The sequence below is a fragment of the Rhizobium sp. PL01 genome (assembly GCF_033447125.1).
Taxonomy (GTDB): domain Bacteria; phylum Pseudomonadota; class Alphaproteobacteria; order Rhizobiales; family Rhizobiaceae; genus Pararhizobium.
In genome coordinates this window covers 169,686-192,050 of sequence record NZ_JAWQUM010000003.1, presented here as the reverse complement: position 1 = coordinate 192,050, position 22,365 = coordinate 169,686, and the positions used below count along the sequence as shown (strand labels likewise).

The 22,365-nt window shown below is 59.6% G+C and carries 17 protein-coding genes; 6 read left to right on the top strand and 11 right to left on the bottom strand.

The features are described 5' to 3' along the window. Positions 1-72 precede the first annotated feature (72 nt). The 8 genes from R6X40_RS08635 to R6X40_RS08600 all read right to left on the bottom strand — a co-directional run bounded on the left by R6X40_RS08635 (position 73) and on the right by R6X40_RS08600 (position 11,810). Positions 73-1,251 carry a cell wall hydrolase gene (locus tag R6X40_RS08635; RefSeq protein ID WP_412178350.1) on the bottom strand — a complete coding sequence of 393 codons (1,179 nt, stop codon included), beginning with the start codon at positions 1,249-1,251 and terminating at the stop codon, positions 73-75. 251 nt (positions 1,252-1,502) lie between these two features. Then, on the bottom strand, positions 1,503-3,404 hold the full coding sequence (locus tag R6X40_RS08630; protein ID WP_318412675.1) for a potassium transporter Kup: 1,902 nt from the start codon (positions 3,402-3,404) through the stop codon (positions 1,503-1,505). Between the two features lie 17 nt (positions 3,405-3,421). Next, positions 3,422-4,399 carry a magnesium transporter CorA family protein gene (locus R6X40_RS08625; protein ID WP_318412673.1) on the bottom strand — a complete coding sequence of 326 codons (978 nt, stop codon included), beginning with the start codon at positions 4,397-4,399 and terminating at the stop codon, positions 3,422-3,424. Positions 4,400-4,818: 419 nt separating this feature from the next. After that, the gene (apbC, locus tag R6X40_RS08620; RefSeq protein ID WP_318412671.1) at positions 4,819-6,021 is read right to left on the bottom strand and encodes an iron-sulfur cluster carrier protein ApbC; all 1,203 of its coding nucleotides are present in this window, start codon (positions 6,019-6,021) and stop codon (positions 4,819-4,821) included. A 426-nt stretch (positions 6,022-6,447) separates the two neighbouring features. Next, the gene (locus R6X40_RS08615; RefSeq protein WP_318412669.1) at positions 6,448-8,844 is read right to left on the bottom strand and encodes a methyl-accepting chemotaxis protein; all 2,397 of its coding nucleotides are present in this window, start codon (positions 8,842-8,844) and stop codon (positions 6,448-6,450) included. Positions 8,845-9,168: 324 nt separating this feature from the next. Beyond that, positions 9,169-9,924 carry a LuxR family transcriptional regulator gene (locus tag R6X40_RS08610; RefSeq protein WP_318412667.1) on the bottom strand — a complete coding sequence of 252 codons (756 nt, stop codon included), beginning with the start codon at positions 9,922-9,924 and terminating at the stop codon, positions 9,169-9,171. A 112-nt stretch (positions 9,925-10,036) separates the two neighbouring features. Continuing rightward, positions 10,037-10,777 (bottom strand): LuxR family transcriptional regulator, encoded by a 741-nt coding sequence (locus tag R6X40_RS08605; protein ID WP_318412665.1) that lies wholly within the window; start codon positions 10,775-10,777, stop codon positions 10,037-10,039. 220 nt (positions 10,778-10,997) lie between these two features. Next, positions 10,998-11,810: an IclR family transcriptional regulator gene (locus R6X40_RS08600; RefSeq protein WP_318413230.1), complete on the bottom strand. Its 813-nt coding sequence runs from the start codon at positions 11,808-11,810 to the stop codon at positions 10,998-11,000. A gap of 161 nt (positions 11,811-11,971) precedes the next feature. Here R6X40_RS08600 and R6X40_RS08595 point away from each other — a divergent pair, with 161 nt between their 5' ends. The 5 genes from R6X40_RS08595 (at position 11,972) to R6X40_RS08575 (ending at position 16,151) form a co-directional block, all read left to right on the top strand. After that, positions 11,972-12,742 (top strand): SDR family oxidoreductase, encoded by a 771-nt coding sequence (locus tag R6X40_RS08595; RefSeq protein ID WP_318412664.1) that lies wholly within the window; start codon positions 11,972-11,974, stop codon positions 12,740-12,742. After that, entirely contained in the window at positions 12,742-13,659 is a 918-nt protein-coding gene (locus R6X40_RS08590) for a 2-dehydro-3-deoxygalactonokinase (protein ID WP_318412662.1), read from the top strand. Before R6X40_RS08595 ends, R6X40_RS08590 begins: the two co-directional genes overlap by 1 nt. 32 nt (positions 13,660-13,691) lie before the next feature. Continuing rightward, entirely contained in the window at positions 13,692-14,324 is a 633-nt protein-coding gene (locus R6X40_RS08585) for a 2-dehydro-3-deoxy-6-phosphogalactonate aldolase (RefSeq protein WP_318412660.1), read from the top strand. Beyond that, on the top strand, positions 14,321-15,211 hold the full coding sequence (locus tag R6X40_RS08580; RefSeq protein WP_412178349.1) for an SMP-30/gluconolactonase/LRE family protein: 891 nt from the start codon (positions 14,321-14,323) through the stop codon (positions 15,209-15,211). Before R6X40_RS08585 ends, R6X40_RS08580 begins: the two co-directional genes overlap by 4 nt. A 316-nt stretch (positions 15,212-15,527) precedes the next feature. Beyond that, the gene (locus R6X40_RS08575; RefSeq protein WP_318412658.1) at positions 15,528-16,151 is read left to right on the top strand and encodes a PRC-barrel domain-containing protein; all 624 of its coding nucleotides are present in this window, start codon (positions 15,528-15,530) and stop codon (positions 16,149-16,151) included. Between the two features lie 52 nt (positions 16,152-16,203). Here R6X40_RS08575 and R6X40_RS08570 read toward each other — a convergent pair whose 3' ends face one another. Continuing rightward, positions 16,204-18,252, bottom strand: coding sequence for an NADH:flavin oxidoreductase (locus tag R6X40_RS08570; RefSeq protein ID WP_318412656.1), 2,049 nt, complete (start codon positions 18,250-18,252; stop codon positions 16,204-16,206). 31 nt (positions 18,253-18,283) lie between these two features. After that, a complete protein-coding gene (locus R6X40_RS08565) occupies positions 18,284-19,837 on the bottom strand; it encodes a trimethylamine methyltransferase family protein (RefSeq protein WP_318412655.1) in 1,554 nt (517 codons plus the stop codon). Positions 19,838-19,927: 90 nt separating this feature from the next. On the opposite strand from R6X40_RS08565, the gene R6X40_RS08560 reads away from it, so the two are divergent. Further along, complete coding sequence (locus R6X40_RS08560; RefSeq protein WP_318412653.1) at positions 19,928-20,857, top strand: LysR substrate-binding domain-containing protein; 930 nt, start codon at positions 19,928-19,930, stop codon at positions 20,855-20,857. Between the two features lie 14 nt (positions 20,858-20,871). Here R6X40_RS08560 and R6X40_RS08555 read toward each other — a convergent pair whose 3' ends face one another. Beyond that, positions 20,872-22,233, bottom strand: coding sequence for a putative bifunctional diguanylate cyclase/phosphodiesterase (locus R6X40_RS08555; protein WP_318412651.1), 1,362 nt, complete (start codon positions 22,231-22,233; stop codon positions 20,872-20,874). Positions 22,234-22,365: the final 132 nt, after the last annotated feature.

Genomic DNA, 22,365 nt, shown 5'->3' with positions numbered 1-22,365 from the left:
GGGAATCACTCAGGGCTTTGCCGGACCACCCCAGAAGTGAGTCCGGCCCGGCCGCTGCCAATTGGCAGGCTTTCAGCTCCAGCCGCCACCATAGGTCCGGTAGAAGATGTGCTTGCCGATCTTGGAGACCCGCTTCATCGTCGGACCCCAATCGGGCTTCACATAGGTCGCATGATAATGCGTCGCGGAACCGACTTCCGGGAACCAGATTTTGCCGGCGGTGACGGCAAGGGCAATTTCCTTGGCCGTCAGCCAGGCGGAGCGCGACCAGACGATGTCGGGAATGCGGTCGCAGGCGAACGAGAACTGGCAGCGATTGTACCAATCCTTGTTCTGATAAACGACACCGCAGACTGTTGATGGGTAAGCGGGATTGCGGACGCGGTTGAGAATGACCTGGGCAACGGCCGCCTGGCCTTTCAGCGTTTCGCCGCGCGATTCGAAATAGATGCCCGATGTCAGGCATTTCTGCTCAGCTTCGGAAAAGACGCCCGCAGGCAGCGGATTGGCGGCCCAGGCATGATCTTCCGGCGCGATATCGGGAATGAAGCGGCCGGCGGTCTTGTTTTCCCGCAAGATCGAATCAAACGGCGATTGGCGGGCGTAGTCCGGCTCGGCCGGCGCATAGGCCGTTGCAAGAACATCCGCCGACGGGTTGGTCACCAGGCTCGCCAGCATCGGCGACATGCCGGGATCGATCTTCGGTGCCTTCTTCTTATAGAAGGCCGTGGCGATCTTGATTTCCTTGCCCTTGATGTCGGACTTGGAAAAAACCATCCGTTCTTCCGTGTCGAAGACCGGTTCTGCCAGCGAACTCGTGCGCTGCAGGATCGAGCCAGCGGTAAAGTCCTTCGGCGGCGTTACCGGCGCCACGGCAATGATGCGGCCCTTCTTGTCCTTGCGGTTGACGCGGTCTTCGTCGGTGCGCGGATCGGGCTGCTTCTGCTCGGCGGTCAGGGAGACCTTGCCGCCACCGGGCATGTCGACCCCTGCCCCATCGCCGATCGCGCCAGTGATGACCGGATCATTGAAGACCATCTCCACCTCGTGCAGCGAGCCTGCCGGCGAGCGGGTCATATGCATGCGCCAGCGTTCGCCGCTGCGGTTGATACCGGAGAGGAAGGTTGCGAGATCGGAATGGGCAGATACCGAGGGAAACCCGACGAAGAGACCGATGCCGAGCATCAAGGGGGCAGTCCAGCGCGCGGATGGCAAACCGGACGGGAAACGCAACACTTTACTCTTCCGCACCAACCGTACTCCACGCACTGACAGACGCGGGTATCCATCCGGCAAAAACACCCGGACCGTCGTTCCCCGCGGAAGTGAATCGGACAAGCGGTGACGTCGCGCTCAATCGCGCGTTTACCGCTTCAACTGTCATGACAATGAAGCATTAACCTTGATGGTTGGTTAATGACACCGCCTGGAATGCCGGGCCTGCAACGCAAAACGCCTCCCGGCCGTCAGGCACAGGAGGCGTTTGAGGTTTCAGCCTACGGTCAGATGATGACGTGGGAGCCGAGTTCCACGACGCGGTTGGTCGGCAGGCGGAAATAGTCGGACGGGTCGATGGCGGCATTGGCAAGACCGATGAACAGCCTGTCCTGCCAGTGCGGCATGCCCGACTGCGCATCCGGCACCAGCTTGCGCCGCCCCAGATAGAACGAGGTCGACATGATATCGAACTTCAATCCGGTTTTGCGGAACAGGCCGAGTGCCTGCGACACGTTCTGGGTTTCCATATAGCCGAAGCGCATTTCGAGCAGGCTGAAGCGTTCCGACAGGCTGCTCGCCGTGACCCGCTGATCCTTGGGCACCACCGGCGTGTTCATTGTGCGGATCGTCAGGATGAAGTTCTGCGCGTGAAGCACGTGGTTGTGCTTGATGTTGTGCAATAGCGCTGCAGGCGTCGATTCCGGATCGCTGGTGAGGAAAATCGCCGTTCCGGGCACCGAGACCGGCGCATGTTCGCTCTTGCGTTCGATCGATTTCACGAAGGAGGCGAGCGGAATGTCGGTATGCCGTGTCTTGTCGTGCAGAATCTTGGTACCGCGCCGCCATGTCCACATGATGACGATGATTGCCGCGGCAATCAGCACCGGCACATAACCACCGTCGTGGATCTTCAGCATGTTGGCGCCGAAGAAGATCATTTCGAGCATGAGAAGTGGCAAGAGCGTGCCGATCGCCAGATAAAGCGGCCACTTCCAGCGCACCCGCACGAACTCGTAGGCAAGGAAGGTATCGACGACCATCGCGCCGGTGACGGAGATGCCGTAGGCGGTTGCCAGCGATTCGGACGAGCCGAAGACGAACACCAGCAGCATGACGCCGAACATCAGCAGCATGTTGACGTTGGGAAGATAGATCTGGCCGGTCTGGGTTTCGGACGTATGGAAGATCGCCATACGCGGCAGGAAGCCGAGATGGATCGCCTGGCGCGTCAGGGAGAACGCGCCGGTGATGACAGCCTGGGCAGCGATGATCGTGGCGCAGGTGGCGAGGATAACCACCGGCAGCAACGCCCATTCCGGGAACATCAGGTAGAACGGATCAGACATCGCCTCCGGGTTCTTGAGGACGAGCGCGCCCTGCCCCAGATAATTCAACGCCAGTGCCGGAAACACGAGACCGATCCACGCCCACTGGATGGGCTTGCGGCCGAAATGACCAAGGTCGGCGTAAAGCGCTTCGGCGCCGGTAACTGTCAGAAACACCGCACCGAGCACGACGATGCCGACATAACCGGCATGAAACAGGAAATGCACCGCATAATAGGGGTTGAACGCGGCCAGAATGCCGTAGTCATCGGTGATGTGGCTGACGCCGGCAACGGCCAGGACGATGAACCACACAGCCATGATCGGGCCGAAGAACTTCGACACGGCTTCCGTGCCGCGTGATTGCACGGCAAAAAGCAGGAGCAGGATGACCACCGAGATCGGCACCACATAGGGCGACAGCGTCGGGGTAACGAGCTTCAGGCCCTCGACCGCGGAGAGAACCGACAGTGCAGGCGCGATGATCGCATCGCCGATGAACAGCGCTGCGCCGGCAATGCCGAGGAAGAACAGCCGGTTTGCGCGCTTGCCGGAATATTTCATCAGCAGCGCCAGAAGCGACAGGGTGCCGCCTTCGCCATTGTTGTCGGCCCGCAGCAGGAACAGAACGTATTTCAGCGTGACGATGATCGTCAGCGTCCAGATCATCAGCGAGATCAACCCGATGATCTCCAGGCGCGTCACCCCGTCGGCCGCAACCGGGCGCAGGGCTTCGCGAAAGGCATAAAGCGGGCTGGTACCGATATCGCCATAGACAACGCCGATCGAACCAAGGGAAAGAGCTAAAAGCTTCTTTATTTCCTTGTCGCGCGTTTCGGGTTTAGCTGCAGAATGGGACATCTGAATATTTCGGGCTCTCAGAGCCAGCCTTTCCAGCGAAAGAAGTAGTAGGGGACGATGGCCGAAATCACCATGCCGATCACGGCCATGGGATAACCAAACGTCCATTTCAATTCAGGCATGATCTCGAAGTTCATGCCGTAGAGCGAGGCGACCAGTGTCGGCGGGAGAAAGACGACGGCCGCGATCGAAAAGATCTTGATGATGGCATTCTGCTCGACATTGATCAGCCCAAGCGAGGCATCCAAAAGGAACGTGATGTTTCCTGAAATGAACGAGGCATGCTCCGACAGCGACTGGATATCGCGCGAAATCGTCCTGCAGAGCTCCTTGGTCTCCCTGTTTTCCTGCACCGACGGGACGGTATAGAGAAACGTCAGGACGCGGGAGAGCGAGGCAAGGCTGTCACGGGCCTTAGCCACCAGCCGGTGATGCGACGCCACATCCATCAGCTTGGCTTCGAGATAATGCGGCGGCCGGCGCTTGCCGACGGGCCGATCGCCGAAAACCTGCAGCGACAGACCGTCGATCCGGGCAACGGCAATCTCGAGAATTTCCGCGGTGCGATCAACGATGGTTTCAAAAAGCCGCGTCGCCAGGACCGTTCCCGTCGCACAACCGCCAGGGATGCGGTGCATCGCGGCCGTGAACAGATCGAAAGCCTTAGGCTCGTCGTAACGGATGGTAATCAACAGGCCCTTGGTCAGAACGAAGGCGACATCGGCCAGTTCCGGGTGTCCACCTTCAGCCTTGCAGACCAGCGATGCCGTCATGAACACGGCATCCTTGGCGGTGTAGAGACGGCTTGATGGTTCGATGTCCTTCAAGTCGTCGCGCGTCGGCACGTCAATTCCGAGGAAACCTTCGACCAGATGGTCTTCTGCCTTGTCCGGACGCAGCATGTCGATCCAGACCACATCGGATGGCAGCGATTCGGGCGGCTGCGCCGCGCTGATCACCACGGCTTCGCCATTGTCACGATAGGCAGTGATCATGCTGCGGACCTTGTACAGTCACCACCGGCGCAAACGCGAACCATCACCGCATCGCAGTGGCGATGGGCGGCAACAGAAGCCTGACTATGGCGAACCGGAATCAACCGGCCGTATAACATCAAAGCTGCGCGCGGCAGATCCATATGGAAACTCTCGTCGTTTACGACAAACCCTCAAACGGTCATCACGGTCATGCGGAGCCCGACGGAGGGCAGCGCCGCTGGTGCATCCTTGCGAATGCGGGGAGGCATATGGAACAAGGCACACTTAAAATCAATGAGGAAAGTGGCGAAGCGCCACAATCTCGCCTAAAGACTTAACGACGCTCGCCGCCGGAATGTCAACAGCCGGGGTTTGCCGGTCCTGTTTTCTACAGCCGGCGCAGCAGACATCAGAGGGCGTTTGGCCTCTTTGGCGTCTTACTCGAACACGATGTTCGGCATCGTCCGGGCCTTGTCTCCCTGATGGGCACCGACCTGTTCCCAGACCTTCGTTGCGATCTCGCGATAGACGCGGGCGATCTCGCTGTCGGGTTCCGACGCGACGACGGGGGTGCCCGCATCGGATGTCTCGCGGATGCCCATGGTCAAAGGCACTTCACCGAGGAACGGCACGCCGATACGCTCGGCCTCCTTGCGGGCGCCGCCATGGCCAAAAATATCGTAGCGATTGCCGGTATCAGGCGCGATGAAATAGCTCATGTTCTCAACGATACCGAGCACCGGCACCTCGACCTTGCGGAACATCGCCAATCCCTTGCGGGCATCGATCAACGCCAGGTCCTGCGGCGTCGAGACGATGACGGCCCCGGCAAGCGGCACCTGCTGCGCCATGGTCAACTGTGCGTCACCCGTACCCGGTGGCATATCGACGACAAGCACGTCGAGATCACCCCAGGCGACTTCGCGCAACATCTGCAGAAGCGCCGACTGGATCATCGGGCCACGCCAGATCATCGCGACCTCCTCATCGACGAGGAAACCCATCGACATGACCTTCAGGCCATAATTTTCCATCGGCCGGATCATCCGGCCCTCGATCTGCTGCGGGCGCCCGGAAATCTTCAACAGACGCGGCATCGACGGGCCGTAGATATCGGCATCGAGAATGCCGACGCGCAGGCCGTTGGCCTTCAGCGCCAGGGCGAGATTGACCGATGTGGTCGATTTGCCGACACCGCCCTTGCCGGAGGCAACGGCAATGATCGAACCGACGCCCGGGATCCCAGCTTTTGCGGCGGCCGTCGGTGTCCGCGGTGCTGCGGCGGCCGGTGCGTGGCTGTGGCCTGCGTGGGAGTGGCCGGCATGCGAATGACCCGCTTGGGATGGTGCAGCGGCCGGACGTTGAACCGGCGCGGAGGATGACGCGCCCTTCTTGTCAGCCGTCAGGGCGACCATGGCGCCCTTGACGCCCGGGATATCCTTGACCACTCGCTCTGCCGCAGCCCGCAGGGGATCGAGTTCGCGGGCGCGTTCGGCCGGAACGGTGATGGAGAAATAAACCTTGGAATCGGAGATGAAGACATCCGAAACCAGACCCATATCGACGATATTGCCGTCCATATCTGGTCCGCGAACACCCCTGAGCTTATCGAGAACCTGTTCTTTGGTCACGTCGGTCATGTCATTCACTCCTGCCGCCAGCGCGGCTGGTTTGCCCTGCTGTCTCGTCTACGCGTAATTCGCTGGGTATTAGATAATTGAGCCGATGTGTTTCGCCAATGCGGCGGGCCAGAAAAACCGGCACAAAAGAAAAGACCGCCCTCTGCCTGATGGTGTCCGTACATCCGGGATCACCTTTGGCTGAAAGCGGCCTTGTCTGTCGCGACCTTCTTGGGCGCAGTTTTTATTACAGTCCCCTCTGGACATGCCTTTTACAAAGCAGGAACCGTGCCAGTTTGGGAAAGCCGTTGAAAATCGGCATTTGACGATCTGCGCAAGTGCGGCGCACCATCAGTTGCGGTTATTTATTGTGCACTTGCGTTGTCCGGGTTTTGACATTGCCGGATTTTGCGACAGGGCGCCGGCAAGCGGCGCCCTTGTTCTCACTCAGAATTCGTCCCAGCCGTCATTGGCTGGGGCAGCAGCGGCACCGCCATGCCCCTGAAACGCCCCGGCAAGCTTCTGGCCGAGCGACCGGGCGGGAGACTGCACGGCGGGTGTTGTGACCGAGGCCGGCCGGATGCCCGGCTTAGACAAAGACGAACTGCGGACGGGAGCGGCGGGTGCCCGGTGGTGCCCGGCATCAGCCGAAACACGGTGCATGCTCGCCTGCGAGACGTCCCCGAGCTGGAAATTCGACAGCAGCGTCGTCAGCGCCGAGGCTTCGGCGGCGAGCGTGTGGCTGGCAGCGGTTGATTCCTCGACCATCGCCGCATTCTGCTGCGTCCCCTGATCCATGACATTGACGGCACGGTTGATGTCATTAAGGCCGATCGACTGTTCGCGGGCCGCCTCGACGATCGAGGAAACGCGAAGATTGATTTCATCGACTTCGTGGACGATCACTTCCAGCGCCTTGCCGGCCTGACCGACCAGTTCGACACCGGTCTTGACCTGCTGGCCGGATTTCGAAATCAACGCCTTGATTTCTTTCGCTGCATTGGCCGAGCGCTGGGCGAGTTCACGCACTTCCTGGGCAACGACCGCAAAGCCCTTGCCCGCATCGCCGGCACGCGCGGCTTCAACACCGGCATTGAGCGCAAGCAGGTTGGTCTGGAAGGCAATTTCATCGATGACGCCGATGATGCTTGAGATCTCCTGCGACGACGTTTCGATCTGGCCGACGGCATCGATGGCGCTCTTGACGACGGCGCTTGATGTCTGCGCACCGGATTTTGCCCTGGCGACCAGCTGACCTGCCTCTTCGGCACGCACCGTCGAGTCCCGCACCGATGCGGTGATCTCGTCGAGCGCTGCGGCTGTTTCCTCGACGGAGGCTGCCTGCTGTTCAGTGCGCTTGGCCAGGTCGTCGGCCGAGGAGCGAATTTCTGCAGAACCGGCCTGAATGCCGAGTGCGTTGTTGCCGACCGATTGCAGGGTCTGCTGCAGGGTGCTCATCGAGCTGTTGAAGTCTTCGCGCAGCGCATCGAGCGAGCCGATGAACGGTGTCATCAGACGGAAGGTGACATCGCCGTCGGCCAACCGTTGCAGGCCTGTACCGAGCTCGGTGACGGCAAAGCGCATCTGACGTTCGTTTTCCTGGGTCTCCGCGGCACGGCGCTGACGCTCTTCTTCGCCAAGCGTGCGGGTTTCTGCGGCTTCGGTCTCAAGACGCTGTTTGGCGATCGTCGCATCACGCAGAATGGCGAGTGAGCGGGCCATGTCGCCGATCTCGTCCTTACGCTCGGCATCAGCAATAGTGACGCCGGTATTGCCCCGGGCGATTTCACCCGTCGCATTGACGATGGCCTCAAGGCGGCGGCGGAAACGGTTGGAGATCATCACGCCCAGCAACACGAGCAAAACGGAGGCTACGCCGATGATGATGACGGAAATCCAGGCCATATGTGTCAGATAGGCAAAAACAGTCGACTTCGGTACGGACACGATCGCGTACCAAGACGTGTCGGGAAGAAGCTGAACCGGAACGGCAACCGACAGGAAGTCCGTTCCGTCCACGCCGGCCGTTTCGACAGGCTTGCCGGGATTGTCGATCATCTGCTGCCAGGCGCTCGCTTCGACACTGCTGTCCTTGAAGCTCTTGCCGAGATTGGCGGCATCGACATGACTAAGGAAATTGCCGCCCTGGGATACGAGCGCGACATTGCCGTCGCCGAGCGGTTTCATTTCGGCCAGTTTCGAAGTCAGGCTGTCGAGCGCAATATCGATGCCGGTGACGCCGAGCGGCTTGCCATCGACAGTGACCGGACCAACCAGCGTGGTCATCATCACATCCTTGCCATCGACCACATATTTATAGGGCTCGATGACCACCATCTTCTGCGCCTTGAACGGCAGCTGGTAATAGTCGCCCGGACCTGGCTTGTCGTAGTCAACCAGCGGTGTCACATCGATCTTGCCGCCGGAGCGTACCCAATATGGCACGAAACGGCCTGTCGCATCATGCCCGGGCTTATTGACGTATTCGGCATCCTTGCCATCAAAGGCGTTCGCTTCCCAGCCGCTCCAGACGCCGAGGGCAAAGGGGCTATCCTCCAGCGCCTTCTTCATCATCGCATCGGCGGAGGTCCGGTTTGCAGCGCCGGATGTTTCGAGTGCTGAAAAAACGCTCTGGAAGGTGCTGACAAGCTGCAGACCTTGCGACATCTGCGCCTTCAGATCGGCGGCGGTCAGTGCAGCGGCAGCGTTCATTTCATCGACGCTGCGGCGTTTGACTTCGGAATAGGAGATCCAGAACAGTGTGCCCGCGGTCACCACCGTGGCAAAGAGCCCGGTCGCCACTACGGAGAATATATTACGGGAAGTCGCAGTCTTGAACAGCATCTCGTATCCTCGCAAGCGCGACGGCAACGGGCGAATGCCCCAAGTGTTGCTGCGTCACATGACTATCATTTTTGGAAAAAGGTGCGGAGGATAGCATTCATGCGGCAGTGCAATACGTCTTTCCAGACGAACGATGCCGGCAATGTAAAAAGCGTCTCACGATCCCTCCCCGATAATGATCGAAGACAGGAGTGTTTACGCACCCTCCCAGTGAAATCATTTCACCGGGAGTAAAGGTGCGCCGCAAATCTTAATGTTCATCTAAAATGCCAGCAATAATCGCAAAGGCTGCTTCATTCTTCACCGGCAGGCGAAGAACTGCACTTAGCTAATATAACCCTTCTTCATTGCCTTGACGACGGCCTGCGTGCGATTGACCGCATCCAGTTTCTTGCTGACATGATTGAGGTAATGATTGACCGTGTGCTCGGACAGGCCGAGGATGCCGGCAATCTCCGAACTCGTCTTGCCTGCGGCGGTCCAATTGAGACATTGGATTTCACGCTCCGACAGCGCAACAGGGGCGCCCTTCCAGAACGAGCCGATTTCGGTCAGGCGATTGTAGACATGGATGGCGATCATCTGCAGTTCCATCATCGCAGACATTGGCAGATCGGCGCGCCGTCCCATCCAGATAACAGTCGCCCGGCTACCGTCGGCGTCGTGAACCGGAAAGTAATTGGCCTGAAAAATCCCGTGCTCACGCAACATGGCGATATAGGTGTTTGTCTGCGGCAGACGGCCGCTCTCTTTTTCCCAATCGTCAAGCGTCAATTGGAACGGTGTGGTGGTTTCTCTCAGACGGCGAATGCCGGTCGAATGTTTCAAGAGCGAGATGCTGTCATAGGTATTGACCAGATCAGCCGGCATGTTGGACAGGATGGACGCACTGGACAGCTTTTCTGTATCGAAGGATGGGACCATGCAGACAAGAAAGGCCTTGAAGCCGAAGGCCAGGGTGATCTTCTTCATGTAACGGATTGCATCGAACTGGGTTTCCAGTGCTGCGATTTCCGTCGCGAAATCTCCGCCGCGCGACTGCTCTTTTTCGATCGGGTCTGCCATCAACGTATCGCGCATTCACAAACTCCACCGCACACTTGAGTGCGTTGCCGGCCAAGCGCTCCGAGGCTTCGCCGATATTTCACCCTACTCATCATGCCGGTTTCCTGCTTGCATTCATAAACATTTTTCAATTGATCAATCCGGCACGTATCGCTTTTGCCACGGTCTGCACGCGATTGACAGAATCCAGCTTGCGGGTGGCGCGGCTGAGGTAATGGTTGACGGTGTATTCCGACAGAGCGAGGATTTTCGCCATTTCCGTGGTCGTCTTGCCAGCGGCGGCCCAATGCAGGCATTCGACTTCACGCCGCGACAACACCGCAGGCATGGGCGAGCGGATCTCCCTGATTTCACTCAGCCGGCCAAACAGGTATCCTGCCTTGTAGGTCAACTCCTTCAGTTCAGCAGCGTTGACCACATCGCGATTGCCGCCGAAAGCGATAGCACCGCACGTGCCATGCACGTCATGAACTGGAATGTAGACACCGCGCCGCAGATTGACCCGTTCGAACAGACTGAGAACCTGGTTTGCCTTGCCATCAGAGCGCCGGGACGAATCAAGAGTGGTATCATAGGTGAAGGGAATGGTGCTTCGCCGCAAACGCGCGATGATCGGGCTGCCCGCCATCATGTTGGCTGCATCGTAGTTGATCAGGAAATCCGTGGGCCAGTTCGTCATGACGACTGTATCCGAAAGGCTGCAGCAGGTTTTCCCCGGCACGACCATCACCAGGAAACCGTGAAAGCCATAGAGGTGCGAGACTTTCTCCAAAGCCTGGCGGATATCGGCTTCCCGCGTCATCTCTTCAGTTTCCCGCTGCTCGGCGGCAACCGTTATCGGTGATAGATGTCCGCTGAAGTCCGCCATTGTCTACCTCATTCCAGGCTCGCACCCGATGGATTCGGCATCACGAAAACCTGCTCCACCACCACCCCAGGCTTTCTCACCGGTTCTATCCCGGCACACCTCGTCTTCAAGGCGTACGTTCGACCGTCGGCAAGGGCAGAATCTGATATATTAAAGCTACAGCTCCGATTTCTCCGCGTCCAGTCGGTTCACCTAATTAACCGTGAGGCATCACGAAAGTCTAACGGCCCGGACCGAGACGGATCTCGATGTCTTCGCTGATCGCCATCGCCACTTGACGAACCGGGCGCGCCCATTTTTTCAATTGCTCCATCGTCACCCGATATGCCGGCCCCGTCACGGAAATACCGGCGACGAGATCAAATCCGTTATCGTGGATCGGAGCGGCAACACAGCGGATTTCCGTTTCATGTTCCTCGCGATCAAAGGCATAGCCCTGCAAGCGGGCCTCGTCCAGATCGCGCGTCAAAGAGGCCACGGAAAGATGTGTATTGGCGGTAAAACGATGGAATATCAGCTTGCTGAGCGTATCGGCGAGCCGAACTGGCGGCAAGACTGACAGCGCCGCCTTTCCAAGACCTGTACAGTAAACGGGAGAGGCATTGCCGATCTGCGATTCCATCCGCACGGTCTGACGGCTTTCGACCTTGTCGACATAAATGATCTCCGTGCCGCGCAACACGCCCAGATGAACCGTCTCGCCGGTTTCTTCGTGCAGGCGGCGCAGATGGGGCGCCGCAACAGCGCGGAACTGATTCTTCGACCAGGAGCGGTAGGCAAATTTCAACAGACGCAGGCCAGGCTCGTAGCAGAGGTCGCGGCCCTGAGTGAGCAGCCCTTCCTCGACGAGATGGGAAAGTTGCCTGTGCAGGGTGCCGCGCGGCTGGCCGGACAAGGCCAGAATATCACTGAACCGGAGCGGCCGGTCGGATGTCACAACCGTCTCCAGCACAGAAAGAACCTTGCCCAGCGTGCCCGTCCCGCTATTGTGCGCAGAAGCGGATGAAGAAGTGCCCAGGTGATCCCGTTCCATCATGCCTGTCCAATTGCCGCACGCTCCGGCTTCGACCTTGACAAGCCAATGCCTCCAGCGCGATAATTCCAAATAATAAGAGTTCGTTCCAAATAATGGAACAGATACGATAAAAAAGCAAGCTGCCTTCGGATGGCTTGCATCCGGGAGAGCACACCATCATGGCTTTACCAGCCGCGCAATTTCACGACCTCAAGGGGCGTGGCGTCCTGATCACCGGCGGCGGATCAGGAATTGGAGCTGCTCTGGTCGAGGGCTTTGCCCGGCAGGGCGCGCATGTTGCCTTTTTGGACATAGCCGAAGCCGACAGCCAGGCACTGGTCGAACGGCTTGCACCCCTCGTCGATCATGCCCCGGTGTTCATTCGGGCCGATCTGCGCGACATCGCGGCTGTAAAGTCCGCCGTCGATCAGGCCGCAGATGTAGTGGGTTCTCTCAGCATCCTCATCAACAACGCCGCGCGCGACGACCGGCAGCAGCTTGAGGATGTGACCGAAGCGAGCTGGGACGAAAGCCAGGCCGTCAATCTTCGGCATGTGTTCTTTGCCTGCCAGGCAGCCGCCCCGCATCTGCGCCAGGCGGGCGGCGGCTCGATCATCAATTTCTCGTCGATTGCCTTCATGCTCAACATGGGCGAAATTCCAGCCTACGCGACCGCCAAGGCCGGCATTATCGGCATGACCAAGTCACTCGCCGGAAAGCTGGGACCGGACAATATCCGCGTCAATGCGGTGTTGCCGGGCATGGTCGTGACCGAGCGGCAGAAGAAGCTCTGGATCAGCGACGCCGCGATTGCCGGCATGATCGAAAAACAATGCCTGAAGCACATGCTCGTCGCAGACGACATGGTTGGCCCCTGCCTCTATCTCGCCTCCGACTGTTCGGCGCGGATGACGGCACAGGCCATGATTATCGACGGAGGAGTATTTTAATGACGGCGGCATCCTATGCGGCGGTGGACTGGGGAACCTCGAGTTTCCGGCTGTGGATCATCAGTGAGAGTGGCGCGGTTCTGGCCGAACGCCGCAGCGGCGAAGGCATGACGACAGCCGCCAAGACCGGCTTTTCCAGCATTCTGGAAGCCCATCTTGCCGCCGTTGCAGCACCACCGCATCTGCCGGTGATCATCTGCGGCATGGCGGGCGCGCGTCAGGGCTGGATCGAGGCAGGTTATCTCGATACGCCTGCCCCCCTCAGCGCCATCATCAAAGCGGCCGTGACCGTGCCCGACGCCAACCGGGATATCCGCATCCTGCCAGGCCTTGCCCAGCGCAGCGAAGAGGCGCCGGATGTGATCCGCGGCGAGGAAACCCAGCTGTTTGGTGCGATATCCCAGCTCGGCAACGGCAGCCATCTTGTCTGCATGCCCGGCACGCACAGCAAATGGGTGCGCGTCACCGGCGGCATCGTCGACGGCTTCTCGACCTTCATGACCGGCGAACTGTTCGACGTCATCGCCAAACATTCGATCCTCAGCCATGCCGTTGCCGATGCTGGTTCTTTTGCCAATGATAATCCGGCCTTTCTCAGCGCGGTTGTCAAAGCCGTCAAAACCCCCGCACTCGCCACCAATCTGGTCTTTACGGTGCGCAGCGGCCAGCTGTTGCATGGGCTCTCCGCCCAAGATGCCAAGGCCCGGCTGTCCGGCACACTTATCGGCCTGGAAATCGCTGGTGCGCTCGCCACCGCCAAACCCGGCAGCGGTGTCTGCCTGGTGGCATCCGGCGGGCTTGCAGCGCTCTATCAATCCGCCCTGTCGGCACTCGATCTCACCCCCGTTACAATTGATGCTGATGATGCCGTTCGCCATGGCCTTGCCGCCGCCGCCAACGCCATCTGGCCAGCCTGAAACCATCCCGCCGCTTCGAAGAAAGAACCGTCATGACCCGCATCCCTTTCCCGCCGATGAAATATCCGCTGATCGCCATCCTGCGCGGTCTGAAACCGGAGGAGACACAAGGCGTGGTCGGCGCGTTGATCGAAAACGGTTTTACCGCGATCGAGATTCCGCTCAACTCGCCTGATCCCTTCCGCTCGATCGAGATTGCCGTGAAGATGGCACCTGCCGGTTGCTTGATCGGCGCCGGTACGGTCTTGACCACCGAGCAGGTGGAAAAGCTCGATGGCGTCGGCGGCAAGCTGATGGTGAGCCCGAATGTCGAAACCGACGTGATCGCGCTTGCGGCCGCCCGGGGTATGGTGACCATGCCGGGCGTGCTCACCCCGACCGAAGCACTGGCCGCCGCCCATGCCGGCGCAACGGGTCTCAAATTCTTTCCCGCCAGCGTGCTTGGCCCGGCGGGCATCGCAGCCATCCGGACGATCCTGCCACCGGAACTGGAAATCGCGGCCGTTGGCGGCGTGTCCGACACCAATTTCGGCGACTACGCCAAGATCGGCATCAAGAGCTTCGGCCTCGGCTCCAGCCTGTACAAGGCCGGCATGGGCGCTGCCGAGGTCACCGAGCGGGCGAAGGTGACGATCAAAGCTTATGACGCGGTGTACGGGGCATGAGCGTGAACGAAACAACTCCCTTTTCCGGCAAAATTCTCAACGACCTGCCCCTCGAACTCGGCGAAGGCCCGACGTTCGATCCGGCCACCGGCACCGCCTGGTGGTTCAATATCAAGGGCAGAGAGCTGCATGAACTGCATCTGGAAAGCGGCCGGAAAACCTTGCATGTCCTGCCCTTCATGGGCAGCGTTTTGGCGGCGATCGATCCACTGCGGCAGCTGATCGCGTCGGACCGCGGCCTGTTCATCCGCAACACCAAGGACGGCGAACTCACAGCCTATGCGGCGCTTGAAAGCAACCCGGGCAACCGCTCCAACGACGGCCGCGTGCATCCGTCCGGCAGCCTGTGGGTCAGCACCATGGGCCGCAAGGCCGAAAAGCAAGCCGGTGCGATCTATCATGTGGCCAAGGGTGTGGTGACACGGCTCTATGGTGACATCAGCATTCCCAACAGCATCTGCTTTTCCCCCGATGGCAGCATCGGTTATTTCGTCGATTCCGCCATCAATCACATCATGCGGGTCGATCTCGATCCGGCCACCGGCTTGCCGATTGGCGAAGCAACCGTGTTCAGCGACCAGAGCGGCACTCCCGGCGATGTCGATGGTTCGATCTGCGACGCCGATGGCCTGATCTGGAACGCACGCTGGGGCCAGGGAGCTGTCGATGTCTACACCCCGGATGGCAAGCGGGTCGCCCGCCATGCCGTGCCCGCGACCCAGTCGAGCTGCCCTGCCTTCATCGGCGCCAAGGCTGACCGGCTGCTGGTGACATCTGCCTGGCAGGACATGGATGACACGGCTCGCAAGGCCGATCCGAATGCAGGCAAGACATTTGAACTTGGTCTTACCGTCAAGGGCCGTTTCGAGCCAGCTTATAAGCTCTGAAGGTTCGCGAGCCTGCGCGAAAGCGTCTGATCAGAATTGGCAAATGGAGAAGCCGGGTCAAGCCCGGCTTCTCCATTCTTGTTTGATCAGCTCTGGCAAGTTGGTGCGGCATCGACACCGTTACCATTCCCCGTCTGTTTTTGCCTGCGGCCAGCTTCCGTCTCTTGCTTATAAAACGAAAAGTTCCCTCTCCAATTGCATATTTTTTTACGGAACCACTCCCAAACTTCGACGTTGTGTCTGCATCACCGGTGCGGCGGCAAGGATTTGAACCCCGCACTTGATCGACAAAAAGAACGAAAAAGGTAGGTTTATCATGACCAAGAAACTCGTAGCTTCCGTCGCCGCAGGTGCACTTTTTGCAGGCGTAACCGTATTCGCACCGTTGAGCTTTGCGCAGGAGGCCACCCAGCCTGCTGCACAGCCGCAGACGATGGAAACGCCGATGACCGGCGAGCAGCCGGCTGACGCTATGAAGAAGCCGATGGATCAGGCAGCGACTGCTGCTCCGACATCTGGCTCCGGTTATCTGACGGAACAGGGCGCTGATCAGATTGCTGCCAGCACCTATATTGGCCAGTCCGTTTACAATTCTTCCGATGAGAGCATCGGCGAGATCAACGACGTGATCTTCACCAAGGACGGCTCGGTTGAAGCAGCCGTGATCGGCGTCGGCGGTTTCCTCGGGATCGGTGAAAAGAACGTCGCCGTTCCGCTTGATACGATCACCGTTGCCGATGTGCCGAATTCGGATGACCTGAAGCTGACCACGGCGGAAACCGCCGATACGCTGAAGGCTGCCCCGGAATTCAAGACCAAGTCGCAGCAGGTTGCCGAACAGAACGCCAATGCCCCTGTCGATACGACAACCACGTCGTCCACCGCCCCGGCTGCGGATCCCGCAATGAAGCCGGTTGAACAGCCTGCGACCAATCCATAACCGTTTCGACGGCTAGACCAGAACGGCGGTGCGTGAGCACCGCCGTTTTTGGTTAAAACAGCACCCCGTATCGCAGGGCATCATAGATCCCCGCGTGAATATTGCGGCTGGCGACGGCATCGCCGATGCGGAACAGGTCGAACTCGCCTTGCGGATTACGCATCCGGATCGGGTTTTCCTGGCGGATCAGTGCCTTGTAATCCACGGCGCCGAGATTGCGCGACAGGGGTTTGAGTTCCAGGTAGAGGTCCGCCATCGGCAGGGTTCCATGCTCGACCACCACCTGTGCAACACGGCGTTCGACCGAGGCTTTTTCCGAATAGTCCGAACCGAGCACCGCCACCAGCTGGTTGCCCTCGCGGCGTACAGATTTCAGCCTCGTGTTGATGGTGACGCGAACATTCTTTTCAGCAAAAGCCTTGGCATAGGGCACATGGTTCATGCCGCCGATTTCCGGCGCAAACATACGTTCCGGCGAGACAATCTCCAGTTCCGTGCCGGTTGCCGCGATGATTTCCGCCGCTGTCATGCCGGTATGGGCGCCATTGTCGTCGTAGAGCAGGACGGGACCTTCCGGCTTGATGGCACCGGCGATGATATCCCAGCTGGACACAACCAGTTCGTCACCTGCTTCAAGCACAGGGTTCTGCGCGATGCCGCCAGTGGCGATAACGACCAGATCAGGCTTGCGCTCCAGAATATCGCCTGCTTCGGCAAAGACATTGTAGTGGATGGGGACGCCCAGCCGCTCCAGTTCCGAGAGGCGCCATTCGACGATACCGATCATTTCCTTGCGGCGCGGATTGCGGGCTGCCAACAGGATCTGACCGCCTGCCGCGCCAGTCGCCTCCAGCACCTCGACGGAGTGACCGCGCTCGGCCAACACCCGGGCAGCTTCCAGCCCCGCCGGCCCGGCACCGACGACAACCGCCTTTCGCAGCGGTCCGGTTGTCTTTGAGATCACATGCGGAATGGTTGCCTCGCGGCCGGTTGCCGCGTTGTGAATACAGAGCGCACCGCCGCCTTCATAGATACGATCGAGACAGTAGGTGGCGCCGACACAGGGGCGGATCTGGTTTTCGCGGCCTTCAATGATCTTCTTGACGATATGCGGATCGGCGATATGGGCGCGGGTCATGCCGACCATGTCGAGCTTGCCCTCGGCGATCGCATGGCGGGCGGTGGCGACGTCGGCGATACGGGCGGCGTGGAAGACCGGGAATTTGGTGGCGGCGCGGACATCGCCGGCGAAATCCAGATGCGGCGATGCGGCCATGCCCTGGATTGGGATGACATTGGTCAGATGGGCGTCATGATCGATGTGACCGCGGATGATATTGAGGAAATCGACCTTGCCGGAACCGGCCAGCCGCTTGGCGATGGCAACACCTTCATCTCTGGACAGGCCGATATCCCACTGTTCATCGGCCACCATGCGGATGCCGACGATGAAATCAGGCCCAACGACCTTTCGCACGGCATCGAGCACCATGTCGGAAAACCGCATGCGGTTATCCAGTGAACCACCATATTCGTCATCGCGATGGTTGGTTGCCGGTGACCAGAAACCGTCCATCAGATGGCCATAGGCTTCGAACTCGATGCCATCCAGTCCCGCCGCCTGCATCCGTTGCGCAGCGCTCGCATAATCACCGACGATGCGCTCGATGTCCCAGTCCTCTATCTCCTTGGGAAAGGCACGGTGGGCGGCCTCGCGCACTGGCGAAGGCGACAGCACCGGCAGCCAGTCACCCTTGTTCCAGCCGGTGCGGCGGCCGAGATGAGTGAGCTGGATCATCACGGCAGCGCCGTGCTCATGACAGTCGTCGGCGATCTTCTTCAGCCACGGTACGATCTCGTCAGAATAGGCATAAAGATTACCGAAAGCAGGTGGTGAGTCCTCCGAGACGATCGCAGAACCGGCCGTCATGGTCAGAGCAATGCCACCCTTGGCCTTTTCGAGATGATACAGCCGGTAGCGATCCTTCGGCATGCCGTCTTCGGAATAGGCCGGCTCATGCGATGTCGACATGATCCGGTTTTTTAGCGTCAGATGTTTCAGCTGATAGGGCTGAAGCAGCGGATCTTTCGTCGATATCATTCTGTTTCCCTGGGAGGAGCGGTGCCGGATATCAATACCAGGCGTCGGCCATACTGTTCTTGCGTCGCGTCATATAGTCCGCCAGTGCCTCGTCGATTGCCACGTCCAAGGGCGGCGCTTCGTATTCGGCCAGCGTCTTTTTCCAGCGTTTGTTGGCGCGTGCTGCCATGTCGGTCGAGCCGCCCTCCTCGCTCCACTTCTCAAACGGTTCGTTGTCGGAAAGGCCTGAGTCCCAGAATGCCGTCTGGTAGTTGCGCATCGTATGGTCGCAGCCGAGAAAATGACTGCCAGGTCCGACCTGGAGGAAGGCATCCATGGCCAGCGTATTGTCATCGACAACCACACCGGCAAGATAGGAATGCAGCGCGCCGCAGAAATCGGTGTCCATCACGAATTTCTCGTAGGACATCGCCAGCAGTCCATCGAGGAATCCGGCGGAGTGCAGGATGAAATTGGCGCCACAATGCACGGCCGACAGCATCGACATCACACCTTCCTGCATCGCCTGCCCATCCGGCAGCTTCGAATTGGAGAAATTGCCGGCACAGCGCAGCGGCAGCTTCAGCCGCCGGGCGAGCTGGCCGATGACCATCGAGCCGATGGCCGGTTCCGGCGTGCCGAAGGTTGGCGAACCCGAACGCAGCGACATGGAGGAGAGGAAATTGCCGAAAATCACTGGAGCCCCCTTGCGCTCCAGCTGCGTCAGCGCACAGCCGGCCAGCGTCTCGGCGTAGGACTGGGCAATCGCCCCGGCATTGGTGACCGGCCCCATGGCGCCGCCAAGGATGAACGGCACGATGACCGCGGCCTGGTTGGCGCGGGCATAGGCGCGTAGCGATTTCGTCATGGTGCCGTCCCACACCAGCGGCGAGTTGACATTGACATTGCCGAGAATGACGCAATTCCGGTCGACGAAATCCCGGCCGAAGACGATCCGCGCCATATCGATCGAATCTTCTGCCCGGTCTTCGGCGGTGATCGAGCCCATGAAAGCCCGGTCGGAGTATTTGATATGGCTGTAGACCATGTCGAGATGGCGCTTGTTGACCGGCACATCCACCGGCTCGCAGATCGTGCCGCCGGAATGGTGCAGCCACGGGCTCGACTGGGCCAGCTTGATGAAGTTGCGGAAATCCTCCAGCGTGCCGTAGCGGCGGCCCTTGTCGAGGTCCATGACGAACGGCGAACCATAGGCCGGCGAGAAGACGACGTTCTTGCCGCCAATCTCGACGTTGTGGGCGGGATTGCGGGCATGCTGGGTAAACTGGGCGGGAGCGGTTGAGACGATCTCGTTGAGCATGCCCGGCTCGAACCGCACGAGCAGACCATCAACCTTGGCCCCTGCCCGCTTCCAATGGTCGATGGATGCCGGATCGTCGCGAAATTCGATGCCGACTTCGGACAGGATGCGGTCGGCGACGCGCTCGATCTTCTGAAGGTTTTCCTCGCTCAGAATATCGTAGGTCGGGATATTGCGGGCAATGTAGGGAACGCCGGTAATCCGGGCTGCGTTGTCGCGCCGTGCCGGGCGGGCTGACCGCGAGCGTCTTGCCGGTTCTGCGTCAGTAGCCACGAGCGTTTCCATATCTTTCCTCCCCTTATCTCAGTCGAGGCTAATCGCGAAAAAGCGCCCTGTAACGCTGGAAAAAATGGAGACATGATATAAGCTGTATTTATGGAAACTCTGCGCCGTCTGCTCCCCTCCGCATCCAGCCTGATCGTCTTCGAAGCGGCCGGGCGGCATCAGAATTTCACCCGCGCCGCCAATGAGCTGGCGATGACGCAGGCCGCCGTTTCCTATGCCATCCGTGGCCTTGAGGAGCAGCTCGGCGTACCGCTGTTTCACCGGGTCCACCGCGCCGTGCAATTGACGGAAGCGGGCGAAAAATTCCATGCCGACGTCTCGCTCGGCCTGTCGCGCATCCAGAAATCGGCTGAGGAAATCCGGGCCAAACGGCGCGAGACCAATGTGACGCTCGCGGCCTCGACCGCCTTTGCCTCTATGTGGATGCTGCCGCGCCTGACGAAACTGCGCGAGGACCTGCCCGAAATCGACCTGCGCATCCAGACCAGCGTGCGTGATCTCGACCTGGAGGAAGAGCCGATCCCGCTTGCCATTCGCGGTGGTGGCGATCCGGTCAACTGGCCGCGCTATCATACGGCACTTTTAGCCCCGGAGGTGATCTGCGCCGTTGCATCGCCAGCCTTCGTCGAGGCCAACGGCATGCCGCAACGGCCCGCCGACCTGCTCAAGCATCCGTTGATCCATCTGGAGGAGCCGGTCAGGCAGGCCTATAGCTGGCAGGAATGGTTTGCCAGCGCCAGCGTTTCCTATCCCGCCAAGGCGCGGAGGCTGACATTGAATGATTATGTCCTAGTCATCCAGGCAGTGCTTGCCGGCGAAGGGATTGCGCTCGGATGGAACCATCTGATTGAGCGGCAGGTGCGCTCGGGCGCGCTCGTTCCGGTTGGCAATCATGTGCTGAAGACGGATCTGGCCTTCTACGTCGTCTGGCCGCGGTCACGTGAACTCAACCAGCAGGCACGCCGGGTGCGCGATTGGCTGCTGGAGGAAGGGCGCCGGATGCGCGAAAACGAACAGTAGAATGGCGGGCAGTGTTAGACTGCGAGCGACAATGTCGGCGTCTGTTCCTGATATTTTTCAGCAAGATAGCGTAGCGTTGTGACGGAATCGGCCGGTTTTCCGTAGAAATAGCCCTGCCCCATGCCGCAGCCGAGGCCTTTCAGCTTCATTGCCTCGGAAAAATCCTCGATCCCTTCGGCAACGACCTCAAGATTGAGCCCATCGCACATGGCGATGATCGCCTTGACGATATGCTCGGATGCCCGGTCGGCAGAAATGCGCGAGACGAAGGCACGATCGACCTTGACCTTGTCGAAGGAAAAATCCCGCAGACGGCCAAGGCTCGATTGTCCAGTCCCGAAATCGTCGAGCGAAATGCGCACGCCCGCCGCCCGAAGCTCGGTGACGATCCGCTGGGCCACATCCGCGTCGGTCATGACTGCGGTCTCGGTAATTTCGAGTTCCAGCCGGCGCGGATCGAGCCCGGCACGCTGGATGATCGACAGAACATTGGTTGACGTCATCGGGTCCATCAGCTGCGCCGATGACAGATTGAAGGATAAAAACAGTTCCTTCGGCCAGAGCAAAGCAGTCTCGGCCGCCTTGCGCAGCAGCGTCTCGGAGAGACTATCGATAAAGCCGCGTTCTTCGGCGAGCGGCACGAAAACGGCAGGCGAGACATAGCCGAGATCCGGATCGCACCAGCGAGCGAGCGCTTCGAACCCAACCACCATTTCCGTCTTCAGATCGACGATCGGCTGAAAATGGACGTCCACTTCGTCGGCAATGATGGCGTTGCGCAGCGCCTGCTCAAGCTGCGTTGCGCGTTTCATTTCCTGGGCAATTTCCTGGGAATAGACGGTGATCTGGCCACGCCCCCGGCGCTTGGAGCGATAGAGTGCGGTGTCCGCGCTCTTTAGAAGCTCCTCGAATTCCTCGCCGGCGAAGGGATAAACGGCAAACCCGAAGGATGCGGACAAGCGAACATTGCGCTCGCCGAGATCGAAGGGAGCCGAGAGCACCTCTTTCAGCATTTGGCCGATCTTTTCAGCGGCCTTGCGTTCGAACACCAGCGGCAAAACGAAGGCGAACTCGTCGCCACCAGCCCGGATGACAGTCGCGCCATCCGGCACGCAGGCCAGCAGGCGGCGTGCTACCTGGCAGAGGATTTCATCGCCGGCGTTGGGGCCGAAGAGATCGTTGATCGGCTTGAACCCGTCGAGATTGGCAAGGCCGATCGTGAACGGCGCGGGATCGCTGGCGCGTTCGGCGGCGATTTCACGCACCTTGTCACGCAATCGGTAGGAGTTGCCCAGCCCGGTCAGCGGATCGGTATAGGCCATGGCATGCAAATCATTCCGGCTGATGTGCTGAGACGGTGTTTCAGCAGAATTCATAAACGCATTCCCAGGATTGGATTCAAGCAGTGTCAGGAACAGACGATGGGCAAGGAGAGTTAAGATTTCGAAAGCGCCTCTTCCGCTCTTTCCGCATCCGTCTCCCTAATTCTAGGGAGTTGACATCGATAT

Bases quoted from the DNA above. Each gene is read 5' to 3' on its own strand.
- R6X40_RS08570 (WP_318412656.1), bottom strand. From the start codon at position 18,252: ATGATATCGACGAAAGATCCGCTGCTTCAGCCCTATCAGCTGAAACAT.
- R6X40_RS08590 (WP_318412662.1), top strand. From the start codon at position 12,742: ATGACGGCGGCATCCTATGCGGCGGTGGACTGGGGAACCTCGAGTTTC.
- R6X40_RS08555 (WP_318412651.1), bottom strand. From the start codon at position 22,233: ATGAATTCTGCTGAAACACCGTCTCAGCACATCAGCCGGAATGATTTG.
- R6X40_RS08615 (WP_318412669.1), bottom strand. From the start codon at position 8,844: ATGCTGTTCAAGACTGCGACTTCCCGTAATATATTCTCCGTAGTGGCG.
- R6X40_RS08575 (WP_318412658.1), top strand. From the start codon at position 15,528: ATGACCAAGAAACTCGTAGCTTCCGTCGCCGCAGGTGCACTTTTTGCA.
- R6X40_RS08600 (WP_318413230.1), bottom strand. From the start codon at position 11,810: ATGGAACGGGATCACCTGGGCACTTCTTCATCCGCTTCTGCGCACAAT.
- R6X40_RS08610 (WP_318412667.1), bottom strand. From the start codon at position 9,924: ATGCGCGATACGTTGATGGCAGACCCGATCGAAAAAGAGCAGTCGCGC.
- R6X40_RS08595 (WP_318412664.1), top strand. From the start codon at position 11,972: ATGGCTTTACCAGCCGCGCAATTTCACGACCTCAAGGGGCGTGGCGTC.
- R6X40_RS08560 (WP_318412653.1), top strand. From the start codon at position 19,928: ATGGAAACTCTGCGCCGTCTGCTCCCCTCCGCATCCAGCCTGATCGTC.
- R6X40_RS08625 (WP_318412673.1), bottom strand. From the start codon at position 4,399: ATGATCACTGCCTATCGTGACAATGGCGAAGCCGTGGTGATCAGCGCG.
- R6X40_RS08565 (WP_318412655.1), bottom strand. From the start codon at position 19,837: ATGGAAACGCTCGTGGCTACTGACGCAGAACCGGCAAGACGCTCGCGG.
- R6X40_RS08580 (WP_412178349.1), top strand. From the start codon at position 14,321: ATGAGCGTGAACGAAACAACTCCCTTTTCCGGCAAAATTCTCAACGAC.
- R6X40_RS08585 (WP_318412660.1), top strand. From the start codon at position 13,692: ATGACCCGCATCCCTTTCCCGCCGATGAAATATCCGCTGATCGCCATC.
- R6X40_RS08605 (WP_318412665.1), bottom strand. From the start codon at position 10,777: ATGGCGGACTTCAGCGGACATCTATCACCGATAACGGTTGCCGCCGAG.
- apbC (WP_318412671.1), bottom strand. From the start codon at position 6,021: ATGACCGACGTGACCAAAGAACAGGTTCTCGATAAGCTCAGGGGTGTT.
- R6X40_RS08630 (WP_318412675.1), bottom strand. From the start codon at position 3,404: ATGTCCCATTCTGCAGCTAAACCCGAAACGCGCGACAAGGAAATAAAG.